Source organism: Leifsonia sp. Leaf264, from assembly GCF_001422325.1.
GTDB lineage: Bacteria > Actinomycetota > Actinomycetes > Actinomycetales > Microbacteriaceae > Orlajensenia.
Window position 1 is genome coordinate 585,781 of sequence record NZ_LMMR01000007.1, and the last position, 21,940, is coordinate 607,720.

The 21,940-nt window shown below is 68.0% G+C and carries 21 protein-coding genes and 3 pseudogenes; 15 read left to right on the plus strand and 9 right to left on the minus strand.

Going from position 1 to position 21,940, the window contains the following annotated elements; all coding sequences use genetic code 11:
* Positions 1 to 148 precede the first annotated feature (148 nt).
* Entirely contained in the window at positions 149 to 964 is an 816-nt protein-coding gene (locus ASF30_RS18500; RefSeq protein ID WP_055910116.1) for a CPBP family intramembrane glutamic endopeptidase, read from the plus strand.
* A 99-nt stretch (positions 965 to 1,063) separates the two neighbouring features.
* Positions 1,064 to 1,858 carry an SDR family NAD(P)-dependent oxidoreductase gene (locus ASF30_RS18505; protein WP_055910118.1) on the plus strand — a complete coding sequence of 265 codons (795 nt, stop codon included), beginning with the start codon at positions 1,064 to 1,066 and terminating at the stop codon, positions 1,856 to 1,858.
* A gap of 6 nt (positions 1,859 to 1,864) precedes the next feature.
* On the opposite strand, the gene ASF30_RS18510 is transcribed toward ASF30_RS18505, so the two are convergent.
* The gene (locus tag ASF30_RS18510; RefSeq protein ID WP_082468109.1) at positions 1,865 to 2,866 is read right to left on the minus strand and encodes a LacI family DNA-binding transcriptional regulator; all 1,002 of its coding nucleotides are present in this window, start codon (positions 2,864 to 2,866) and stop codon (positions 1,865 to 1,867) included.
* Between the two features lie 194 nt (positions 2,867 to 3,060).
* On the opposite strand from ASF30_RS18510, the gene ASF30_RS18515 reads away from it, so the two are divergent.
* The 4 genes from ASF30_RS18515 to ASF30_RS18530 all read left to right on the plus strand — a co-directional run bounded on the left by ASF30_RS18515 (position 3,061) and on the right by ASF30_RS18530 (position 8,184).
* Complete coding sequence (locus tag ASF30_RS18515) at positions 3,061 to 3,981, plus strand: carbohydrate ABC transporter permease (RefSeq protein ID WP_055910124.1); 921 nt, start codon at positions 3,061 to 3,063, stop codon at positions 3,979 to 3,981.
* Positions 3,978 to 4,862 carry a carbohydrate ABC transporter permease gene (locus tag ASF30_RS18520; protein WP_055910125.1) on the plus strand — a complete coding sequence of 295 codons (885 nt, stop codon included), beginning with the start codon at positions 3,978 to 3,980 and terminating at the stop codon, positions 4,860 to 4,862. Before ASF30_RS18515 ends, ASF30_RS18520 begins: the two co-directional genes overlap by 4 nt.
* Before the next feature lie 94 nt (positions 4,863 to 4,956).
* On the plus strand, positions 4,957 to 6,306 hold the full coding sequence (locus ASF30_RS18525; RefSeq protein WP_055910126.1) for an ABC transporter substrate-binding protein: 1,350 nt from the start codon (positions 4,957 to 4,959) through the stop codon (positions 6,304 to 6,306).
* A gap of 84 nt (positions 6,307 to 6,390) precedes the next feature.
* Positions 6,391 to 8,184 (plus strand): glycoside hydrolase family 35 protein, encoded by a 1,794-nt coding sequence (locus tag ASF30_RS18530; RefSeq protein WP_055910128.1) that lies wholly within the window; start codon positions 6,391 to 6,393, stop codon positions 8,182 to 8,184.
* A gap of 18 nt (positions 8,185 to 8,202) precedes the next feature.
* Here the strand turns inward: ASF30_RS18530 and ASF30_RS18535 are convergent, their stop codons facing one another.
* The 7 genes and pseudogenes from ASF30_RS18535 to ASF30_RS18565 form a co-directional block, all read right to left on the minus strand.
* Positions 8,203 to 9,159 carry a hypothetical protein gene (locus ASF30_RS18535; protein ID WP_055910129.1) on the minus strand — a complete coding sequence of 319 codons (957 nt, stop codon included), beginning with the start codon at positions 9,157 to 9,159 and terminating at the stop codon, positions 8,203 to 8,205.
* A gap of 87 nt (positions 9,160 to 9,246) precedes the next feature.
* Positions 9,247 to 9,495: pseudogene (locus ASF30_RS18540) on the minus strand (ATP-binding protein); the annotation flags it as partial.
* Between the two features lie 201 nt (positions 9,496 to 9,696).
* A pseudogene (locus ASF30_RS22375) lies at positions 9,697 to 10,148 on the minus strand (saccharopine dehydrogenase family protein); the annotation flags it as partial.
* A 5-nt stretch (positions 10,149 to 10,153) separates the two neighbouring features.
* Positions 10,154 to 10,996, minus strand: a pseudogene (locus ASF30_RS18550) (saccharopine dehydrogenase family protein); the annotation flags it as partial.
* Between the two features lie 3 nt (positions 10,997 to 10,999).
* Positions 11,000 to 12,004, minus strand: a complete 1,005-nt coding sequence (locus ASF30_RS18555) for a carbohydrate kinase family protein (RefSeq protein WP_055910136.1) — start codon at positions 12,002 to 12,004, stop codon at positions 11,000 to 11,002.
* Complete coding sequence (locus tag ASF30_RS18560) at positions 11,977 to 12,303, minus strand: hypothetical protein (protein WP_055910138.1); 327 nt, start codon at positions 12,301 to 12,303, stop codon at positions 11,977 to 11,979. The genes ASF30_RS18555 and ASF30_RS18560 overlap by 28 nt, the downstream gene beginning before the upstream one ends.
* Positions 12,303 to 13,229, minus strand: coding sequence for an SIS domain-containing protein (locus ASF30_RS18565; RefSeq protein WP_055910139.1), 927 nt, complete (start codon positions 13,227 to 13,229; stop codon positions 12,303 to 12,305). The genes ASF30_RS18560 and ASF30_RS18565 overlap by 1 nt, the downstream gene beginning before the upstream one ends.
* A 179-nt stretch (positions 13,230 to 13,408) precedes the next feature.
* On the opposite strand from ASF30_RS18565, the gene ASF30_RS18570 reads away from it, so the two are divergent.
* Genes ASF30_RS18570 through ASF30_RS18605 form a run of 8 tightly spaced genes read left to right on the plus strand, consistent with a single transcriptional unit; the run spans position 13,409 to position 20,277 of the window.
* Positions 13,409 to 14,716, plus strand: a complete 1,308-nt coding sequence (locus ASF30_RS18570) for an ABC transporter substrate-binding protein (protein ID WP_055910141.1) — start codon at positions 13,409 to 13,411, stop codon at positions 14,714 to 14,716.
* Positions 14,716 to 15,657 carry a carbohydrate ABC transporter permease gene (locus tag ASF30_RS18575; protein ID WP_082468049.1) on the plus strand — a complete coding sequence of 314 codons (942 nt, stop codon included), beginning with the start codon at positions 14,716 to 14,718 and terminating at the stop codon, positions 15,655 to 15,657. Before ASF30_RS18570 ends, ASF30_RS18575 begins: the two co-directional genes overlap by 1 nt.
* 9 nt (positions 15,658 to 15,666) lie before the next feature.
* A complete protein-coding gene (locus ASF30_RS18580; RefSeq protein ID WP_082468051.1) occupies positions 15,667 to 16,584 on the plus strand; it encodes a carbohydrate ABC transporter permease in 918 nt (305 codons plus the stop codon).
* Positions 16,581 to 17,588: a D-2-hydroxyacid dehydrogenase gene (locus ASF30_RS18585; RefSeq protein ID WP_055910144.1), complete on the plus strand. Its 1,008-nt coding sequence runs from the start codon at positions 16,581 to 16,583 to the stop codon at positions 17,586 to 17,588. The genes ASF30_RS18580 and ASF30_RS18585 overlap by 4 nt, the downstream gene beginning before the upstream one ends.
* The gene (locus tag ASF30_RS18590) at positions 17,572 to 18,351 is read left to right on the plus strand and encodes a DeoR/GlpR family DNA-binding transcription regulator (protein WP_055910147.1); all 780 of its coding nucleotides are present in this window, start codon (positions 17,572 to 17,574) and stop codon (positions 18,349 to 18,351) included. The genes ASF30_RS18585 and ASF30_RS18590 overlap by 17 nt, the downstream gene beginning before the upstream one ends.
* Entirely contained in the window at positions 18,345 to 19,223 is an 879-nt protein-coding gene (locus tag ASF30_RS18595; RefSeq protein WP_055910149.1) for a class II fructose-bisphosphate aldolase, read from the plus strand. The genes ASF30_RS18590 and ASF30_RS18595 overlap by 7 nt, the downstream gene beginning before the upstream one ends.
* Before the next feature lie 11 nt (positions 19,224 to 19,234).
* Positions 19,235 to 19,600, plus strand: a complete 366-nt coding sequence (locus tag ASF30_RS18600; protein WP_055910151.1) for a hypothetical protein — start codon at positions 19,235 to 19,237, stop codon at positions 19,598 to 19,600.
* A complete protein-coding gene (locus ASF30_RS18605) occupies positions 19,597 to 20,277 on the plus strand; it encodes a polysaccharide deacetylase family protein (protein ID WP_055910153.1) in 681 nt (226 codons plus the stop codon). The genes ASF30_RS18600 and ASF30_RS18605 overlap by 4 nt, the downstream gene beginning before the upstream one ends.
* 13 nt (positions 20,278 to 20,290) lie before the next feature.
* Here ASF30_RS18605 and ASF30_RS18610 read toward each other — a convergent pair whose 3' ends face one another.
* Complete coding sequence (locus ASF30_RS18610) at positions 20,291 to 20,989, minus strand: hypothetical protein (protein WP_055910156.1); 699 nt, start codon at positions 20,987 to 20,989, stop codon at positions 20,291 to 20,293.
* Positions 20,990 to 21,075: 86 nt separating this feature from the next.
* Between ASF30_RS18610 and ASF30_RS18615 the strand changes: the two genes are divergently transcribed.
* Positions 21,076 to 21,912: a fumarylacetoacetate hydrolase family protein gene (locus tag ASF30_RS18615; protein WP_055910159.1), complete on the plus strand. Its 837-nt coding sequence runs from the start codon at positions 21,076 to 21,078 to the stop codon at positions 21,910 to 21,912.
* Positions 21,913 to 21,940 lie beyond the last annotated feature (28 nt).

Genomic DNA, 21,940 nt, shown 5'->3' on the forward strand with positions numbered 1-21,940 from the left:
GATGCGTCCTTCCGTCGTCACCGGAACCTCGTGCGCCGGCGCACGGCATCCATCCTCGAACACTCGCGCAGCGCTGTCCAGCCCCGCCCGCCGGCCGATACGCTCGAAGGGATCGCCCTCCCACCCCACCCTCCGAGAGGACCCTCCCATGACGACCGAGACCCCGACGGCCTCCGCCCAGATCCGCCCGCTCACGCCGAAAGACCGCTTCGGGCGTGCCATCGAGCGCCGAGACGGCGTCGACTTCCCGTTCTACAACGGGGAGCCGATCGAGCTCTCCGTCGGCAGGTGGATCATCGTGTGGGCGGCCGTCGTCGTCGGCTTCGTGGCCCTGATCTCCATTCCGCAGCCGAACAACTTCGTCGCCCTGCTGCCGCGGGCCCTGTTCGTCGCGACCCCGCTGGCCGTGCTCGCCCTCGTGGCCGGCCGGTACTGGTCGGCGATCTTCCGCCGTGTGCGCTGGGTCGACGTGGGCAACATGTTCTTCTTCGCCGTGCTCAACATCGTGATCACCTTCGCCGTCGGTGCCGTCGTCGCCGCGTTCTTCCCGGTGAGCGCCAATACGACGATCTCCGACGCGGGCTCCGGGGGAGTGGCGAACACCATCGCGCTCTACGTGGGCAGCGGCATCCAGCTCCTCGGAGAGGAGCTCTTCGTGATGCTGCCCCTCCTCGCCCTGATGTACTTCCTCTTCGCCAAGGCCGGTCTCTCGCGCAAGACCGCGCTCATCCTGGCGTGGGTCATCTCCTCGCTCTGGTTCGGTGCCGCTCACCTGCCCACGTACGACTGGAACGTCGTGCAGGCGCTCGTCGTGATCGGGTCTGCGCGCATCGCCCTGACCCTCGCCTTCATCCGCACGAAGAACCTCTGGGTCTCGACCGGCGCGCACATCATCAACGACTGGTTCTTCATCACCCAGTCGCTGCTGATCGCCGGTGCTGCCGCGGGGGTGGCCGGAAGCTGAGCCGGGCAGCCCCGGTCACCGAACGTTCGCGCGCGCCTGTTGACCTCTCTCTTCCATCGGCGTACATTCAACCAAAAGGGTGAATGATTGGAGCCGGACATGTTGCTGCAGGACAAGGTCGCCGTGATCCACGGCGGTGGGGGATCGATCGGCGCCGCCGCGGCGCGGGTGTTCGCCCGGGAGGGCGCTCGGGTATTCCTCGCCGGGCGCAGCCTGCCGCGGCTGGAGGCTGCGGCATCCGCGATCGGAGCCGACGGGGGAGCGGCCGAGATCGCCGTGGTGGATGCCATGGACCAAGATGCCGTCGACAGTCACGTCGATGCCGTCGCCCGGGCGCACGGCGGCATCGACGTGGCGTTGAACACCGTCGGCTTCGACCACGTGCAGGGGCTCTCCATCGCCGAGACGTCGCTCGCGGACTACCTGCATCCGGTCACGGGCTACCTGCAGACCAACTTCGTCACCGCGAAGGCGGCTGCGCGTCACATGACGGCGCGGGGGAGCGGCGTGATCCTCACGATCTCGACGCCCGGCGCACGGTTGACCGGACGGGGGCTCATCGGCAACGCCGCCCAGAGTGCCGGGCTCGAGGGGTTCTCACGGGCGCTGGCCGGCGAGCTCGGTCCGGCCGGCGTGCGCGTGGTGTGCGTGCGGCCGAACGCGCTGCCGGATGCCGTCGACACCTCGTACACCGGGGAGATGTTCGGCCGCATCGCCGCGCTCACGGCCACGCCCCGTGCGGACTGGCTGGCCGGGCTGGCCGGCAACACCCTGCTCGACAGGTTGCCGTTGCTGGACGAGGTCGCGGAGTACCTGGCGTTCGCCGCCTCGGATCGCGCGCGCTCGATGACCGGGGTGGTGGCGAACCTCACGGCCGGGATGATCGTCGACTGAGCGCCGTCAGGCGCGGAGCTCCCGAATGCGGGCTGGACCCGTGCTCGCCCGCACGACGAGCTCCGTCGGCACGCGCACGTTCACGGCGGCCGGCAGCTCGCCGTCGATCTCGTCGAGGAGCTGGCTCACGCTCTGACGACCCACCTCATCGAAGTGCTGGTGCACCGTGGTGAGCGGCGGCCAGAAGCTGCTCGCCTCAGCCATGTCGTCGAAGCCCACGACGCTCACGTCACCGGGCACCTCGACGCCGAGCTCGTGCAGGGCGCGCAGCACTCCGAGGGCCATCTGGTCGTTGGCGGCGAAGACGGCGGTGACGGCGGGGTCGGTGGCGAGCTCGAGGCCGGCCCTGTAGCCGGCATCCGTCGACCAGTCGCCGACGATCACCGGTGGCACCTCGCGTCCGTGGGCGGCGAGAGTCTGCTCCCACGACTCGCGACGGCGGCCGGCTGAGAACGAGGTCGGCGGACCGGCGACGTGCCACACGGTGGCGTGGCCGAGTTCGAGCAGGTGCTCTGTCGCGAGGCGCGCGCCCTGGGCCTGATCGGTGTCGACGACGGGGTACTGGTACCGGGCGCTCGAGTCGACGACCACCACGGGCAGGCCGGGGGGAAGGGTGATGTCGGCGTCGTCGAGCATGTGCGCCTCGATGATGATGATGATCCCGTCGACGGCCTGCTCGCTGAGCCTGCCGAAGGCCACCGACACCTCGCCCTGGGTCAGGTGCTGCACCGGGAGCAGGGTGATGGAGTAGCCGGATGCCGCAGCCGTGACGGCGATGGCGTCGAGGGTGCGCAGGTTGCCGTAGGACGACAGGGTGAACATGATGACGCCGAGAGTGCGGAAGCGGCCGGAACGGAGAGCGCGCGCAGCACTGTTCGGGCGGTAGCCGAGCTTGCGCATGGCCGCCAGCACACGATCGCGGGTGGCCTCGTCGACATTGGGACGCCCGGTGGAGACTCTCGAGACGGTCTGGCCCGAGACGCCGGCCTCGCGGGCGACATCGGCCATCGACGGCCCGCGGCGGCGAGCGGAGTCGGCGGCGGGGTCGCCGGGGGCGCCGTTCGCCGGTCCGGCCTCTCCGGTGCTCGTGTCGGTGGTCGTCATCGGTCCGCCTCTCGCATCCTTGAGGATGGTTACGTCAACATGCTACTGTTCCATCACCGCATGTTGACGTAAACATGGGTTCTCCACGAAAGAGTGAAATGACGACGTTGTCACGACAGCAGGGACTTCCGATCCCGCGACCGAGCCGGAAGCCGCGACGCGACTGGCGCGGCTGGGCCTTCGTGGGTCCGTTCATGGCCGTATTCCTTCTGGTGTTCATCGCCCCGGTGATCTACGCGGTGTACCTCAGCCTGTTCCGCGAGCAGCTGGTGGGCGGCAACGCCTTCGTCGGCCTCGAGAACTACCTCCTGGTGCTCTCCGACGAGAAGTTCTGGGAATCGTTCCTGCGCGTGCTGCTCTTCCTCGTCATCCAGGTGCCGATCATGCTCGTGCTCGCCCTGGCCGCTGCCATGGCCATCGACAGCGCGCGTCTGCACGCCACGGGCTTCTTCCGCATCGTGATCTTCCTGCCCTACGCCGTTCCCGCTGTCGTGGCCGTGCTCATGTGGGGCTTCATCTACGGCGGCAACTTCGGCCTGGCCGCCAACATCAACGAGTTCCTCGGCTCCGACGTCATCACGCCGTTCACCCGGGAATGGATCCTCCCGGCCATCGGCAACATCGTCACGTGGGAGTTCGTGGGCTACAACATGCTCATCTTCTACGCCGCCCTGCGCACGATCCCCACCGAGCTCTACGAGGCGGCCGAGCTCGACGGGGCGGGCCCGTTCCGCGTGATCACCGGCATCAAGATCCCCGCGCTCCGCGGCGCGATCGTGATCGCCGCCATCTTCTCCATCATCGGAAGCTTCCAGCTCTTCAACGAGCCGAACATCCTCAAGCCATTGGCGCCGAACATCATCACGAGCTACTTCACCCCGAACATGTACGCCTACAACCTCTCCTTCGCCGGCCAGCAGTTCAACTACTCGGCCACGGTGGCGATAGTCATGGGCGTGATCACCGCGGTGATCGCCTACGTCGTGCAACTCCGCGGCTCGCGGAAGGAAGACCGATGAGCGCCCCCGCCTACGTGCGCAGTCGCGACAACTCGCGGCCGCGGTCGCGCAAGTCCATCGCGCTCACGCTGCTGATGCTCCTGTTCGTGGTCTACACGCTCGTGCCGCTCGTGTGGCTCGTCATCAACGCCACGAAGACCCAGCCCGAGCTGTTCTCCACCTTCGGACTCTGGTTCGGCAGCGACTTCGCGCTGTTCGACAACATCGCCCAGACGCTCAGCTACAACAACGGCATCTTCGTGCGCTGGCTCGGCAACACGCTGCTCTACGTCGTGGTCGGTGCCGGCGGCGCGACGCTGCTCGCGACCATCGCCGGGTACGGCCTGGCGAAGTACCGGTTCCCGGGTCGCCGTGCGGTGTTCGCCGTCGTGCTCGGTGCGATCGCGATCCCCGGAACGGCCCTCGCCGTGCCGACGTTCCTCATGTTCAGCCAGCTGGGGCTCACCAACACCCCGTGGGCGATCATCATCCCGTCGCTCATCAGCCCGTTCGGCCTGTACCTGATCTGGGTCTACGCAGCCGAGTCCATTCCCACGGAACTGCTCGAGGCCGCGCGCATCGACGGTGCCGGCGAGTTCCGCACCTTCTTCACCATCTCCATCCGGCTGCTCGCGCCGGGAATCGTCACCGTGCTGCTGTTCGCCGTGGTCGCGACCTGGAACAACTACTTCCTGCCGCTGATCATGCTGAGCGACCCGGCCTGGTTCCCCCTCACCGTCGGCCTCAACCAGTGGAACGCGCAGGCGACCGGAGTCGCTGCGCAGCCGATCTACAACCTCGTGATCACGGGCTCCCTGCTCACGATCCTGCCCATCGTCGCCGCCTTCCTCGTCCTGCAGCGTTTCTGGCAGTCGGGGTTGAGCGCCGGAAGCGTCAAGTGAGTGTTCGAGAGGCATCCGCTTGCGAGATACAGCACCACTCTCACCCCGGGGCGTCCTGCGCCGGAACCGTTTACAAGGAAGTGAAAGGAACACCATGACCATCAAGCGCAGCAGCTCCGGCATCCGTCGGAGCGCGGCAGCGATCGTCGCCGTCGCGGCCATCAGCGCCGCCCTCGTCGGCTGCTCGGCCGACTCCGGTTCGTCCGGAGGCTCCGGCTCGGCCTCCGACCTCGACGCAGCCCTCGAGAAGGGCGGCACCATCACGTACTGGAGCTGGACCCCCTCCGCCGAGGCCCAGGTCGCAGCCTTCGAGAAGGCCTACCCCAAGGTCGACGTGAAGCTGGTCAACGCCGGAACCAACACCGACGAGTACACCAAGCTCCAGAACGCGATCAAGGCCGGCTCGGGTGCGCCCGACGTCGCGCAGATCGAGTACTACGCCATCCCGCAGTTCTCGCTGTCCGACTCGCTCGTCGACCTCTCGCAGTACGGCTTCGGCGACCTGAAGGACGACTACTCGGCATCGACCTGGGGCTCCGTGACCTCGGGCGACAAGGTCTTCGGCCTGCCGCAGGACTCCGGCCCCATGTCGATGTTCTACAACAAGACCGTCTTCGACCAGTACGGCATCGAGGTGCCGACCACGTGGGACGAGTACGTCGCTGCGGCCGAGAAGCTGCACGCCGCCGACCCGACGAAGTACATCACCTCCGACACCGGTGACTCCGGCTTCGCGACCAGCATGATCTGGCAGGCCGGCGGCAAGCCGTTCCAGGCCGACGGCACGAACGTGACCATCGACCTCGCCGACGCCGGCAGCAAGAAGTGGGCCGACAACTGGAACCGCCTCATCGACGGCGGACTGCTCTCCGACATCCCCGGGTGGAGCGACGAGTGGTACAAGGGCCTCGGCGACGGCACCATCGCCACCCTGATCACCGGTGCCTGGATGCCCGGCGTGCTCGAGGGCAGCGTTCCGGACGCCTCCGGTGACTGGCGTGTCGCTCCGATCCCGACCTACGACGGCACGCCCGTCTCGGCCGAGAACGGCGGCGGCGGACAGGCCGTCATCAAGCAGTCCAAGAACCCGGCGCTCGCCGCCGCGTTCCTCAAGTGGCTGAACAACGACCCGGAGTCGATCAAGGTCTTCCTCGAGAAGGGCGGATTCCCCGCCACGACCGCCGACCTCAGCTCCGACGAGTTCCTCGCCCAGGCCCCCGAGTACTTCGGCGGCCAGAAGATCAACGAGGTGCTCACCGATGCCGCGAAGAACGTTCCGACCGGCTGGCAGTACCTGCCGTTCCAGGTCTACGCGAACAGCATCTTCGGTGACACCGTCGGGCAGTCCTACGCCAACAAGGGCGACCTGAACGACGGCCTCGCCGAGTGGCAGAAGCAGTTGGTCGACTACGGCAACGGCCAGGGCTTCACCGTCAACAAGTAGTACGTGAGAACGGATGCGGACCCGGCGCGAGTCGCCGGATCCGCATCCGTTCCCCATCTCCACCCCCATCGACTGAGGACCTCCATGTCTGAATTCACCATCGGCGAGACCGACTTCCTCCTCGACGGTCGCGCGCACCAGGTCATCTCCGGTGCCATGCACTACTTCCGGGTGCACCCGGAGCAGTGGGCCGATCGCCTGCACAAGGCGCGACTCATGGGTCTCAACACCATCGAGACCTACGTGGCCTGGAACGCGCACTCGCCCCGACGCGGGGAATTCGCGACCGATGGTGGACTCGATCTGGCCCGGTTCCTCGAACTCGTGGCCGCCGAGGGCATGCACGCTATCGTGCGTCCCGGGCCCTACATCTGCGCCGAGTGGGACAACGGCGGCCTGCCGGCCTGGCTGCTACGCGACCCCGAAGTGCGTCCGCGCAGTTCGGAGCCGCGCTACCTCGAGGCTGTGACCGAGTACCTGCAGCAGGTCTACGCGATCGTCGCCCCGCTGCAGATCGATCGCGGCGGACCCGTCGTGCTCGTGCAGATCGAGAACGAGTACGGCGCCTACGGCTCCGACAAGGACTACCTCGCGCACCTCGTGCAGGTCACCCGCGACGCCGGCATCACGGTACCGCTCACCACCATCGACCAGCCCACCCCCGAGATGCTCTCGGACGGGAGCCTGCCGGGCCTGCACCTCACGGCCTCCTTCGGGTCGCGCACCGCCGAACGCTTCGCCACCCTGCGCGAACACCAGCCGACAGGCCCGCTCATGTGCGCCGAGTTCTGGAACGGCTGGTTCGACAGCTGGGGCACGCACCACCACACCAACACCGTTGAGCAGACCGCAGCGGACCTCGACGCCATCCTCTCGGTCGGCGGCTCGGTCAACTTCTACATGTTCCACGGCGGCACGAACTTCGGCCTCACCAGCGGCGCCAACGACAAGGGCATGTACCAGCCGATCGTCACCAGCTACGACTACGACGCCCCGCTCGACGAGGCCGGGCATCCGACCGACAAGTACTTCGCCTTCCGCGACGTCATCGCGAAGTACGCTCCGGTTCCCGCGGAGGTTCCGGATGCCGCAGCCGAGGCGCCGGCGTTCGAGGCGCCGCTGCGGCCCGTCGTGGCCCTGTTCGATGCCGTCGCGGCAGCGGGCTCACCGCTCGGAACGACGAGTGCGCACGGTGATCTGCCGACCTTCGACGACCTCGAGCACGACCGGGGGCTGGCGTTGTTCACCACGACGCTGACGGGTGACGCTGCCGGCAGCGGGATCCTCGGCTTCGAGGAGGTGCGCGACCGCGCCTGGGTGTTCCTCGACGGATCCCCGGTCGGCGTGCTCGCCCGCGACTCGCACGAGAACGCCATCAGGCTGCCGCGCACCGAGGGCGAGCTGAGCATCCTCGTCGAGGACCAGGGCCGGGTGAACTACGGCCAGCGCATCGGCGAGGCCAAGGGGCTCATCGGCGGGGCGCGGCTCGACGGCGCTCCGGTGCTCGACTGGGCGGTGACGCCGATCGACCTGGATGCCGTGCCCGAGGTGGCTGCGGTCGCTGCTGCGTCCGGCGCTGCGGCGAGCCTCGCGGCATCCGGAACCGCCGGACCCGTGATCGCGCGCGGCGAGTTCACCCTCGATGCCGACGTCGACGGCCTGTTCCTCGACACCGCCGGCTGGGGAAAGGGCTTCGTCTGGGTGAACGGCTTCCTGCTCGGGCGCTACTGGCGCCGTGGGCCTCAGCGCACGCTGTTCGTGCCGGGGCCTGCGGTGCACGCCGGCGTCAACGAGATCGTCGTACTCGAACTCGAGGTGCTCGCTGAGGCGAGGGCCGTGTTCCTCGCCGGGCCCGAGCTCGGGCACACCGAGGTCTAGCGGCACAGCCCGCCGGCGCTACCCGAGCTCGCCGTCCCACCAGCGCAGCACCCGGAGTGCTCGCAGCGTGTTCCAGCGGCTCGGCTGGTCTTCGGGAGCGTCGAGGGCGAAGTACACCTCGCCCGGCCACGGCTGCCCGGCCAGCCAGCGACCGTCGTCCTGGCGCTGGGCGATGAGCTTGTCGATGGCGTCCTCGACGCGCGGATCGGCGACCTGCCCCGTGCTGCGGAAGTAGTCGAGCGACCGCAGGATGTCGTAGAACCAGTACGGCGGGAACGACAGGTTGCCGTACCGCGGAAGCACGACCTCGCCGGTGGAGAGCCGGCGGAACAGGTTGTGCTCGAGCAGGTACTCCTCGCCGCGGTGGCGTGCCGTCGTCACGGCCGTCAGCACCACGCGGTCGGCGTCGGTCTCCTCGGAGGTGTTCACCTGGCTCGCCGCGCGCTCGTACTCGGCGAGTCCCTCCAGCACGCAGAGCGTGGTGTCGAAGGAGGCCTTCGACGACTCCGTCTCGCAGTTCCAGCCGCCGTCCTCGAGTTGCTCGGCGAGCAGTCGCGCGATGATGCGGTCGCTGCCCTCGCCGAGCGCGCCGAAGTAGGCTGCCGACGCCAGGACGCCGCCGTTGATGCACGGCTCGACCTCACCCGAGAAGTAGGGCAGGTCGTCCCAGTAGTGCCAGACCACGTTGTCGTGCACGAGCTTCACCGCCGAGGCGACGGATGCCGCATCCGGATCGATGCCGAAACGACGCAGCGATTGCAGCGTCCAGTGCACGCTCTTGCGGTCCTCGCCGTACTCGTCGCCGCCCCAGTAGCCCTTCTCGTCCTGGAGGGCGAGGAGCGCGGCACCCCAGCCCTCCGTCGTCACCTTCGCTCGTTCGGCCTCGGCGACGGATGCCGGTTCATCGGTGAGGTCACGCAGGACCTGCCACCGGATCGCGGGGTCGGAGTCGAGCAGCCAGTCTGTGACGTCCATGGCTCGACGCTAGGCCCGCCCACGGACATGGGCAAGGGGCTGAGGCCCCTTGCCCATGTCCGTGCGTGCGACCCGCGCGTTCGATCGTTACCGCGCGGTGCGGTCGTCGAGTCCCCAGGGTTGGCCGTAGCCGCCGTCGGTCTCGGGGGCGGCCATGAGGGCGAGGAAGGGGGCGGCGTCGAAGGCCTCGGGGCCCAGCACCCCGGTGCCGGTCCAGGCGCCGGAGGCCAGCAGTTCCAGGGCGATGACCGGGTTCAGGGCGGTCTGCCAGACCACGCACTGGCTGTCGTACTCGTTCATCGTCCACTCGTTGTCGGCCACGTGGTAGAGGTACACCTCGCGCGGGTTCCCGTCGGTGCCGGTGCCGGTGACCCATACGCCGGCGCAGGTCTTGCCCGTCATCAACGGTCCGATCCCGGCCGGATCGGAACAGGATCCAGCCGTCGGCCGTGCGCTCGCCGAGGGCGTCGGCGAGGTGCCCGAGGCTCGTGCGCGCCGAGGCGACGGCGACGGACACGACTGCGCAGAGCAGGAAANGCCAGACCACGTTGTCGTGCACGAGCTTCACCGCCGAGGCGACGGCACTCGTTGTCGGCCACRTGGTAGAGGTACACCTCGCGCGGGTTCCCGTCGGTGCCGGTGCCGGTGACCCATACGCCGGCGCAGGTCTTGCCCGTCATCAACGGTCCGATCCCGGCCGGATCGGGCAGCGACGCGGCGACGACATCCCGGGCGGCGACCTCGACGGGGCCGTTCTTGCTCCGCACCCGCACCGGGGTGGTGGAGTCCAACCCGAGCAGGTGCAGGGTCTTCAGCACGGTGATGAACTCGGCGCCGAGACCGTACTTGAACGTGACCCGCTTCGCGTCCAACCAGCGCGGCATCAGGAGCACCTCCTCGTGCTCCACGTTGACGCACTCGACCGGGCCGATACCGCCCGGGAAGTCGAACACCTCCGGCTCGGAGAACGGGGCCGTGGTGAACCAGCCGGCAGGTGCAGGGTCTTCAGCACGGTGATGAACTCGGCGCCGAGACCGTACTTGAACGTGACCCGCTTCGCGTCCAGCCAGCGCGGCATCAGCAGCACCTCCTCGTGCTCCACGTTGACGCACTCGACCGGGCCGATACCGCCCGGGAAGTCGAACACCTCCGGCTCGGAGAACGGGGCCGTGGTGAACCAGCCGGCCTCCTTCTCCCAGATCACCGGCGGGTTCAGGCACTCCTCGATCGTGGTCCAGATCGAGAACGACGGGGCGAAGATCTCGTTCCCGTCACCGTCACGCACCACCAGGTTCGCCCCGTCGCGGGTGCCGAGCTCGTCGATCTCACGGAACAGGTGATCGGAGGCGTACCGGGCGAACACGTCCGACAGGCCCGGTTCGACGCCCATGCCCACCAGGGCGAGCCGACCCGACGCCTCCCAGTCGCCGGCCTGCGCGAACTGATCATCACCCAGCATCACCCCGGTGAGGGTGTGCGGGTCGGTCGGGTGCGGCTCCGACAGGCTCATCGCCATGTCGAGGTAATCAGCACCGGCAGCCAACGCCCCGGCGAAGATCGCCTGCACGAACTTCGGCTCCACCGCGTTCATCACATGCGTCACCGCGAACTCCCGAGCCACAGCCGCGACAGACTCCGGGTCCGACGCGTCGATCCGCGCCGCCGTGAACCGGGCCGCGACATCAGCACCATGCCTGCCGGCGATCCACGCCACAGCACTCTCAGCCCGACCCAGATCGTAATCACTGACCACGATCAGCTCATAGAACGAACGGCGGGCAGCGATCTTGGCAATGGCATTTCCGACGCCTCCGGCGCCGACGAGCAGGACTCGCATGAATCACTCTTTCGTTTCGTGGACCGCGACTGTCGCGGCCAGGTTCTGTGCTGTGTACAGGTCGGGTTGGGCTCCGACGCCGCCGGCTCCGCGGGTGGAGGCCGTGCCGCAGGCGACGGCCAGGGCCAGGGCGTCCGGCAGATCGGCCCCGCGCATCCGTGCCGCGAGGAACCCGGCCGCGAGGGTGTCACCCGCTCCCACGGTGTCGACGAGTTCGCCGTCGACCTGCGGGGTGGTCGCGCTCCAGCGGGTCGTCTCGCGCGTGCCGCTCGCTCGATGCGCGACGACGGCGCCGGCGGCGCCGAGCTTGCAGACGACCACGCCGCCCTGGGGCATCCGATCGAGAATCGATTCGACTGCGGCGTCGAGATCGGCCAGGCCGCTGATGCCGCACGCCTCCTGCTCGTTCCCGAAGAACACGTCGACATGCTGGAGCAGATCCAGCACGCCGCTGTCCCAGTTCTCGGCCGGGTCGAAGTTCCCGTCGAGTGATGTCGTCAGGCCCGCGGCCCGGGCTCGCGCGAACACGGCCGGTGCCTTCGACCAGAGTGCCTCCTGCAGGAAGTAACTGCCGACGTGCAGGTGGTCGTAGTCTTCGAGGCCGTCAGGGATGTCGGCGGGTGAGGTGCGACCGATGGAGCCCATCGACGTCAGGATCGCCCGATCGCCGTCGGCACGCGTGAGGTGGGTCGACGCTCCGGTGGGAACCGTCGTGTCGACGCGCACCAGAGCCGTTGACACTTCGCGACGGATCAGCTCGGCATCGAGGTAGTCCCCGAAGGTGTCGTCTCCTCGCACGCTCGCGAGCGTCGTTCGCAGCCCGAGCGCGGCTGCACCGCAGGCGGTGATCGCCGACGAGCTGCCCATGGTGAGCGTGGTGCTCGGAACGAGCTGCTCGTGCTGGCCGAAACGCAGCTCGCCGTCGAGCGCGATGATGATGTCGACGCACAACTCCCCGGCGATGAGGAGGTGCGGACTGCTCAGGGAAGCGGGTGGGGTGGAACCCATTCGGTCCAGACTCCTTCGAATTCGATCGAGTGTGCAGAGGCCCAGTCTGCAACGGCACCGGCTGCGGCGGCGCGCGCGGCGCGGCTCGCGGCTTCACCACGGTCCGAGCCATGGATGCTGACCACCGGCCATCCGGTGAGGATCGCACCGCCGCTGGCGACGAACGTGGACGCCGGGACCGAAGTCGCGATGACGTCGCCGTCGCTCAACTCGAGAGCGCGAGCCACGCTGTCAGCCACGCTCGTCAGCAGCTCCGTCAGCGCGGGATGGTCGCCGACGGTGATGGTGATGACGGGCATCAGGTCGTCGCCAGCACCGAACGGTTGAGGAACGGGGGAGTGTCGGGGTTGCGGCCGGCCTCCAACGCGAGGGCCAGCGCGAGACGATGCGCCAGCACGAGGTTGGCCTGCGGGTCGAGATCGTTGGAATACACCGTCGCGCCGGTCGACCGCACATCGTCGGCGACGACGTCGGGGGCCGCGTCGAGGAACCACACCAACGAGTCCGGGCCGGCACAGGAGATCGGACCGTGCTGGTATTCCCATACCGGATACGACTCGGTCCAGGCGCCGGCGGACTCGCGCAGCTTCAACGCCGCTTCATAGGCGAGGCCGGTGCTCCAACGGTGTCCGAGGAACACCACGTGCTTGACGCGGGCAGGGTCGGCCGGGAGGTCGACCTCGAGAGCTGTGCGGGCGCCGGAGACGAGGTCGCTCGGAACGGCGCCGATCGAGAGCCTGAGCACCGTGAGCACGGTGGTGGCGAAGCGCGTCTGCACGATCGACTTCTCATCGGCGAATCCGAGGTGAACGGTGCGATCGGCGCACAGTGAGCCGAGGGGGGTGGCGATGTCGCCGAGGATCGCCGTGATGCGATGCGTGTGCTGGTAGCGCTCGACGATCTCGACGACGTCGGCCGTGGTGCCGGAGCGTGAGATGACGACGATGTGCTCGTCATCGTCGACCCAGTTCAGTTCGCTGGGAACGGCGGCGCGGGTGCGGCCGATGCCGGCGTCGTTGCGAAGGAAGGCGTAGGAGTCGCCGATGTAGTACGAGGTGCCGCATCCGATCACGAGAACCTTCTCGTCGGCGTGCGGCAGCAGAGCGAGTTCGTCCGCGCTGAGCGCGAGGGCCCTCGTCCAGATCTCCGGCTGGCTGGTCAGCTCCGACCGGGTGATACTGCCGGGCGCTGTGACGCTGTCGGGCGCTGTGACGCTGTCGTTCATGGGTGTGCTTCCTCACGGGTCCGGCACCGTCGTTCACGGTGACCTGAGCAGATTCAATCAGAAATGAGCAAGATATGGAAGTTATTGACTAATTGGGACGAAATGATGAATACTGCCTGAAACCACCTGGCGCAACGCAGCACCGCGTCCCGCCGTCACATCACGAAGGAGATCGCAGCGTGAAACTCAGCAAGAAGAGGGTGATCGGCACTGCCGGCATCATCATGGCCAGCACCATCGTGCTCGCCGGTTGTTCAGGATTCGGCGGTGGGAGCGGGGGCGGCGACTCCGCATCCGGTGACATCACCTTCACCACGTGGGCGAGCGAGTCCGAGGAGGGCGCGTTCAAGGACCTCATCAAGAAGTTCGAGGCCGAGCACGACGGCGCGAAGGTGAAGCTCAACGTCGTTCCCTACGACCAGATGTTCTCCAACATCGACGCCCAGCTGTCATCGGGCGACGCTCCCGACGTCTTCCGCGTCGACTACGGCAACCTCGGCGTCTACTCCAGCCAGGACCAGCTGCTCGATCTCAGCCCGTACGTCTCCGACGACGAGTCCAAGGCGTTCGTTCCCGCGATGTGGGAGGCGGTCTCGTACGACGGGAAGCCCTACGGCGTTCCGCACCAGACCGACGTGTCGGCGCTGCTCGTCAACAAGGACATGCTCAAGGCGGCCGGGATCGACCCGGCGACGTTGCCGACCAGCCAGGACGACGCCTGGACGTGGGAGCAGTTCGGAGACGTTGCGGCCAAGCTGCGTGCATCCCTTCCGGCCGACAAGTACCCCTTCGTCTACAACTGGCAGCTGGGCGGGGCGCCCCGCTGGCTGAGCTGGCTCTTCCAGGCCGACGGCGCCCTGCTCGAGAAGGATGGAAAGACGCCGGCCATCGACTCTGCGGCTGGCGAGAAGGCCCTCGACTTCACGAAGAACTTCTTCGACAAGGGCTGGGTGCCGCCGACGAGTTCGACGAAGGCATCGACCTACGCGGACTCGCTGTTCGCCGAGGGCACGACCGCGATGGCGTTCATCGGCTCCTTCCTGGTGCCGGACATGGACTACTTCAACAAGTTCGACTGGACCAGCGTGCCGATGCCTCGTGACGAGCGCGGTGCCACCGATCTCGGAGGCAACGCCCTCGTCGCCACCAAGGCGACGAAGAACCCGGAGCTCGCCTCGGAGTTCCTCAAGTTCATGGTGCAGGCCGACAGCATGTCGGCGTTCTGTGCGGTGACCAACGAGCTGCCCACCCGGACCGACCTGGCGGGCGACGCGATCACCTTCGCGGTACGTCCCGACGTGATGCCCGTCTTCGTCGAGCAGGCGACCACCATTGAGCCGAGTGACGTCAAGCAGCTCACCACACCCGCCATGGCGGCCATCTCCACGGCACTCCAGGATCAGCTCGAGGCGGCCTTCACGGGCGGACAGTCCACGGAAGATACGCTGGCCAATCTGACCGCAGCCATCAAGGAAGCAACGAAGTAATGACAGTACTCACCGCCCGCGGCCGGGAGGGCGCACCGACGTCGACCCGGCCGCGGGCGGCGCGCCGCGCCGCCCGCTTCAAGGAATCACTCGTCGGATGGGGTTTCATCGCCCCCAACCTCATCCTCATGTCGGTGTTCCTCTTCATCCCGATCGTGTGGGCGCTCGTGATCTCCTTCCAGGACACGCGCGGCTTCGGGACACCGGAATGGGTGGGCCTGGCGAACTACATCAAGCTCGTCAGCGATCCCGTCTTCTGGCAGAGCCTCGGCAACACCGTGGTGTTCACCCTCCTGACAGTGCCGATCGACATGGCAGCCGGCCTCGGCCTGGCCGTCCTGCTGAACTCCGTGCTTCCGGCGCGAGGGGTGTTCCGCACGTCGATCGTGCTCCCGATGGTCATCTCGGGGGTCGCGTCCGGAATGATCGCGGTGATCATCTTCTACGAGTCGAACGGACTCATCAACAAGATCCTCGTCGCCCTCGGCCTGCAGCCCGTCGCGTGGCAGTCGCAGGGCGTGCCGGCGATGATCTCGGTCGTGATCGTGGCGATCTGGCTGCGAGTCGGCTTCAACATGATCATCTACCTGGCCGGCCTGCAGGGCATCTCGCCCGAACTCTACGAGGCCGCGCGCATCGACGGCGCGAGCCGCTGGCAGCAGTTCCGGTCGATCACGGTTCCGCTGGTCGGTCCGTCGTCGTTCTTCCTCCTCATCATGAACGTCATCGCGTCATTCCAGGTCTTCGACCTCATCTTCGTCATGACGGGCGGAGGGCCCGGCAATTCGACATCCGTCCTCGTCACCTATGCCTATCGCAACGGATTCCAGATCCGAGAGCAGGGCTACGGGGCGGCGATCGGCATCGTCATCCTCATCATCACCCTCGCCTTCACCTTCATCCAGTGGAAGACGAGCCGCACCCGTGACCTGGTCGAATAGGCGAGCGACATGACACAGACAACAGCACTTCTCGAGATCTCCGACGCCGAGATCCTCGGTGACCGTCGAGCGGCGAGGAACACCCGTCGCCGCAATCGCGCTGGCGCCCTCGGCGCTCGCAAGGGGATCGTCTGGCGCACGATCATCGCGATCGTCGTGGCCGTGATCGTCATCTTCCCGCTGTACTGGATGCTCGTGGTGGCGTTCTCCCCCCGGGGAGAGGTCTTCGAACCCGGACTCAGGTTGTGGCCGAGCACGTTCACCCTCGAGAACTTCACGAAGGTGTTCGCCCAGTACCCCGTGTCGAGTTGGTTCGTCAACTCGGTCGTCGTCGGCGCCTTCGTCACGGCGTTCACGGTCGTCGGCAACCTGCTCGCCGGCTACGCCTTCGCCCGCCTGCGGTTCCGCGGCAGCAATGCCGTCTTCATCCTGGCTCTGGCCACCATGATGATCCCGGTGCAGGCCATCATGGTGGCCCAGTTCAAGCTGGTCGCCGGGCTCGGGATCTACGGGACGTACTGGTCGGTCATCCTGCCCGGTGCCGCAGCCGCGTTCGGCATCTTCCTGGCACGCCAGTTCTTCATCGGCATCCCCGACGAGATCATCGAGGCCGCCCGCATCGACGGTGCCGGCCACCTGCGCATCTTCCTCCAGGTGGTGCTCCCGCTCTGCAAGCCGCTGATCGCCGTGCTCACCCTGCTGACCCTGATGGGCAGCTGGAACGACTTCGCCTGGCCGCTGATCGCCCTGAAGGACAACGATCTGTTCACCCTGCCCATCGGCCTGCTCTACCTGAAGGGCCAGACCACCCCCGACTACAACGCCATCATGGCGCTCGCGCTCGTCTCCGTGCTCCCGATGGTGATCCTCTTCCTGGTCTTCCAGCGGTACTTCGTGCAGGGCTTCGCGAGGAGTGGAATCAAATGAGCCTGAACTACCTCTGCACACTGTCCCTCCCCGAGTCCTGGTTCGAGGAGCTCGGGCGCCGGGCGCCCGATGTCGCCATTCATCGTCTGGCCGCGGGTCAGGAGCCTGATCCCGAGCTGCTCGATCGCCTCGACATGCTCCACACCAGCGAGTGGTTCCCCGAAGCCAGCCAGGTGCCGCGACTCCGCTGCGTACAGCTCGACACCTCGGGCGTCGATCACGTGCGCCGCACCACCCTGTGGGACACGACGATCCCGATCGCGACGCTCGGCGGCATCGCGCCGGTTCCCATGGCCGAGTACGCCATGATGACCGTGCTCGAGCTGGCGCACAGGATGCCGCTCATCGAACGGCACCGGGCCGATCGCAGCTGGCCGACGAACGCCGATCGACTGTCGACTCTGACTCCGCGCCAGCTCCCCGGCGCCACGCTCGGGATCATCGGCTACGGCCGGATCGGCCGCGAGATCTCACGCCTGGCGACGGCCTTCGGCATGAACGTGCTCGGACTCAGCCGCACGGGCTCCGCTGCGCCCGCCGCAGAGAAGTTCGACACCGGGCGCCAGACGGCCGGTGCCGACCGGGCGGAGATCCTGCCGATGAGCGGCCTCGATGAGGTGATGCGGCGCAGCGACATCCTGGTGGTGGTCGTGCCGCTCACCGAGCTCACCCGCGACATGATCGGCGCCCGCGAGCTCGGCCTGCTCCCCGCTGGCGCCCTCGTCGTGAACATCGCGAGGGGTGGGATCGTGGACGAGCAGGCGCTGCTCGATCGCCTCCGCAGCGGTGCGATCGCGGGAGTCGCACTCGACGTCTTCGATGAGGAGCCGCTGACGGCGGCGTCTGCCTGGTGGTCGGAACCCGGCACGCTCGTCACGCCGCACGTCGCGGGGCTCGCCCCGCAGTACCATGCACAAACACTCGACCTCGTCGTCGAGAACCTGTCCCGGCTGGCCGACGGCCGTCCACTCGTGAATGAGGTCGATCGTGTCTCCGGTTACTGAACCACTGCTCGGCCCGAAGCGTCAGCGGGAGCTGCTCAACTACATCCGCGCCTACGGCACGGGCTCCGTCAACGAGATGGCGCGCCTGCTCGGCGTGAGCACGTCGACGGTGCGTCGCGACCTCAACGAACTCCAGGAGCGTGGACTCATCGAGCGCGTCCACGGTGGAGCCGCTCCGCTGACCGACGACGTCGAACCGCTGCGGCCCCTCCGTGAGGTCGCCTATGCCGATGAGAAGCGCCGCATCGGCCAGGCTGCGGTCGCGCATGTCGTCGACCACTCCACGGTACTGATCCTCGGCGGAACCACGACCGAAGCCATGCTTCCGTTCCTCGGCTCCGTGCGAGGACTGACGGTTCTGACCAACAGTCTCATGGTCGTCAACCGCCTCGCACAGTACTCCGAGATCGAGATCATCGTGTTGGGAGGCCTGCTCCGACGGCAGGAGATGTCGCTGCTCGGGCACCTCACGATCGCCGGGCTCGACGAGTTCGGCATCGACCAGGTGTTCTCGGGAGCGTTCGGCATCGACCCCGAGATCGGCGTCACCGGCACGAACCTGGGCGAGACCCAGACCGACAGGTCGTTGGCCTCCTCGGCGCGCGAGCTCGTGATGCTGGCCGACCGCAGCAAGCTGACCCAGCGCGGCCCCGCCCGCCTGGTTCCGACGAGCGCAATCGGCACCCTCATCGTCGACGATGAGGCGGATGCCGCCATCCTCGACAACTTCCGCGCGGCAGGGGTGAACGTCGAGACATGCTGACTGACACCGCCCGTCTCCTCGCGGGGGCGGAAGGCGCGAGCCTGCCCGCCGTCGCCGCATTCAACGTGATCACCCTCGAGTACGCCGAGGGGATCGTCGCCGGGGCCGAGCGTGTCGGGCTGCCCGTCCTGCTCTCGATCAGCCACAACGCGGTGCGATTCCACGGCGGTCTCCGACCGATCGCCGCCGCATGCCTCGCCCTGGCCGAACAGGCTCAGGTGCCCGTCGGCCTCCACCTCGACCACTGCGAGGACGCTGCTCTCGTACTGGCCTGCGCCGACCTCGGATTCGGTTCCGCCATGTTCGACGCCTCGACCCTGCCGTACGAGCAGAACGTCGCCCAGACGGCCGAGGTGGCTGCCGCTGGACGAGCCGGCGGCCTCTGGATCGAGGCCGAGCTCGGCGAGATCGGCGGCAAGGACGGCGCCCACGCCCCTGGCGTGCGCACCGACCCGGCCGAGGCCGCTGCCTTTGTGGCGGCCACCGGCGTCGACGGCCTCGCCGTCGCCGTCGGGACCTCGCACGCCATGACCGAGCGCACAGCGGAGCCCGACACGGCGTTGATCAGACGGATCGCCACCGCCCTGCCCGTGCCTCTGGTGCTGCACGGCTCGTCGGGAGTCGCTGACGCGGCGATCCGCGCCGCAGTCGCCGCCGGCATCCGCAAGGTGAACGTCGGCACGCAGCTCTCCGCAGCGTATTCGGCGGCCTTCGCTGCTGCGGCCGGTCCTGGTCCCGATCCGCGAGCCGCGCTGGCTGCAGCGCGCGCCGCGATCTCGGATTCGGTGGCGCACCTGCTTGGCGTCATCTCGACCCCGGTGCCGTCGAACCCGGTGCCCCCGACTCCGGTCGGCTCGAACTCGAACCACTGAAAGGAACACCCATGTCAGCCTCCGTCACCGGGCCGACGTCGCACGACGGCGAGCCCACGGCAGCAGCACTCCTCGAGGCCGGCGACATCGTCGGGCTCATGCGTGCCTGTCACGACCGTCGCCTCGAGCGCGAGGGCATCCCGATGGTGCTCGGCCTCGCCGACGAGCGTCGGGCCATCCCCGCGCCGACCGACTCCGCCCAGATCGCGGAGGGCAACCGCTTCGCCGACGTCTTCGACCGATACAGCGCCGCCCTGGTGCCGTGGGCGCGCGACGAGGACGAGGGCGCCGTGATCACGGCGATGCAGGTTCTCGCCTACACCCACTTCGCGCCGGCAGCGGCGCCCATCACCGACGCCCGGGAGGCATCAGCATGACGCAGCCGTCGTTCACCGCCCAGCGCGAGCAATTGCGCGACGGGCACTTCATCCGCGTGGTCAACTACCACTCCACGCCCATGTCGGCCCGCGACGAGCTCGCCGCCGAGCTCGCAGGCTTCGCTCGCGACTACTCGTCGGTCACGCTCGACGACCTCGACAGGCTCTTCGAGACGGGTACCTGGCACAAGGACAAGCCCGGGCTCATCCCGGTGTTCTACGAGGGCTATCGCAACTCGGCCACCGTGGCCGCCCCGCTGTGCGACGAGCTCGGCCTCACCGGCTGGTTCCCCATCGCCACCTCATTCGTGGACTGCGATCCCGAGCACCAGGAGGCCTTCGCGCGGGCGCACTGGATCTCGCTCGTCGAGGAGGACACCAAGGGCGGCCGCATCGCCATGAGCTGGGACGAGGTCGCCGAGCTGTCGAAGCGCCACGTCGTCTATCCGCACACGGCGCACCACGAGGGCTTCGACACCGTGCTCTCGGATGCCGACATCGAGCGCGAGGTCGTCGAGTCGAAGCGGCAGCTCGAGGCCGTGACCGGACAGGAGGCTCCCGCCTTCGTCTGGCTGCACGGCTCGTCGTACGGCCAGGCCCCGCGGCACGATGCGGCGGTGCAGGCCGCCGGCTACCGCTACCAGTTCGCCAACACGATGATCCACCGCGTCAACTAGCGGGGGCTCCCGCTCACCCGCGAGGCGTCGGGAGTCCGAGATGACGGATGCGTCCCTCCGCATCGCGCCAGGTGAGCTCGACGGTTCCGCCCGCCCGCGTCGATGACGCGAGGCGGGCGGTTCCGGCGCGGATCCCGTCGACAGCGATGCCCGCCGCGCCGAGCGCGGCCAGCGCCGCGTGGTCGGACCCCGGTTCCGGTCCATCGGCCGCCCGCTCCCAGTGGCGGTCGGGATAGCCGACGGCATCCGACGCCAGATGAACGATCGATCCGGTGCCGGTGACCACGGTGACCCGCAGCACACCGTGGTCGATGCTCGCAGCGAAGTGCTGCACCCCCGTCGCCACTGCGGCGGCTCGCCGCGCGAAGCCAGGCCCCGGCGACCAGAACCAGCTCTCCAGTACGCCGTCGTCGGTGCACGCGAGCACTTCGAGATGGTCGGGGCCGAGTGTCGACTGCAGGATGTCGGCCTGGCGGTACCGCGCTCCCGCGGCGAAGTGCAGACCGGCGCTCCACGATCCCGGCGGAACGTCCGGCGTCTCGAGCGGATCGGAGTCGAGGTCGGCGTTGAACCAGAACACCCACAGTCCGTCGAGTTCGTCGCAGGCGAGGAGCTCGAGATTTCCGCGGGCGCCGTAGACGCCCTGAGCGAGGGAGACGGGACCGGCGGTGGAGCGGTCGGGTCCGATGACAGCGGGATCGAATGAATGCATTTGCTTATTCTTGCTCATTTCTGCGTGTTTGTGACAAGATGTTGGACGAGGGCGAGGAGCACGGAAGCTCCGCCCGGAGGAGAGACATGAGAATCGCCCGTGCCGTCGTCGACGGACAGCCCCGCATCGTCGTGAAGGACGAGGCCTCGATCCGGCTGGCTCCCAGCAGCCACGTGGATGACGCCCTCGCCGCGATCGCCTCGGTTCGCTCCGGGGCCTCGGCCTCGTGGCCTGCCGTCGACGAGGCCGCCCTCGAGCTCCTCGCGCCGGTGACCTCTGCCGGCAAGATCATCGCGGTCGGACTCAACTACGCCGACCACACCAGCGAGACCGGCATCGTGCAGCCGGAGCGACCCCTCACGTTCGCCAAGTACTCGAGCTCGATCGCCGGCCCGCGCGACACCGTCGTCGTGCCCGACCACCTCACCGCACAGGTCGACTACGAGGCCGAGCTCACCGTGCTGATCGGCCGCGATTGCGGCGGCGCGACGCCGGCGACCCTCGATGACGTCGCGGCGTACACCGTCGCGAACGACCTCTCGGCCCGCGACGTGCAGTTCGGCGACGTGCAGTGGACGCGCGGCAAGTCGTTCGACGGCTTCACCCCGGTCGGTCCGTGGCTGGTCACGCCCGACGAGTTCGGCGACCCGCAGTCGCACCGCATCTACACGGCGGTCGACGGCGTGACCCTGCAGGACGACACCACGGCGGCCATGATCTTCGACGTCGCCACCCTGCTGGCCTTCATCAGCGACGGTGTCACGCTCCAGGCGGGTGACCTCATCCTCACCGGAACGCCGGCAGGGGCAGGGGCCTTCCGGGAGCCCGCCCGCTTCCTGCAGCACGACGAGGTCGTGACCGTCGGTGTCGAGGGCATCGGCGAGCTGCGCAACCGCATCGTGTACCGCTCGCTCGTCGCGTAGCCCCAGACTGGAACCACTGCAAAGGAGC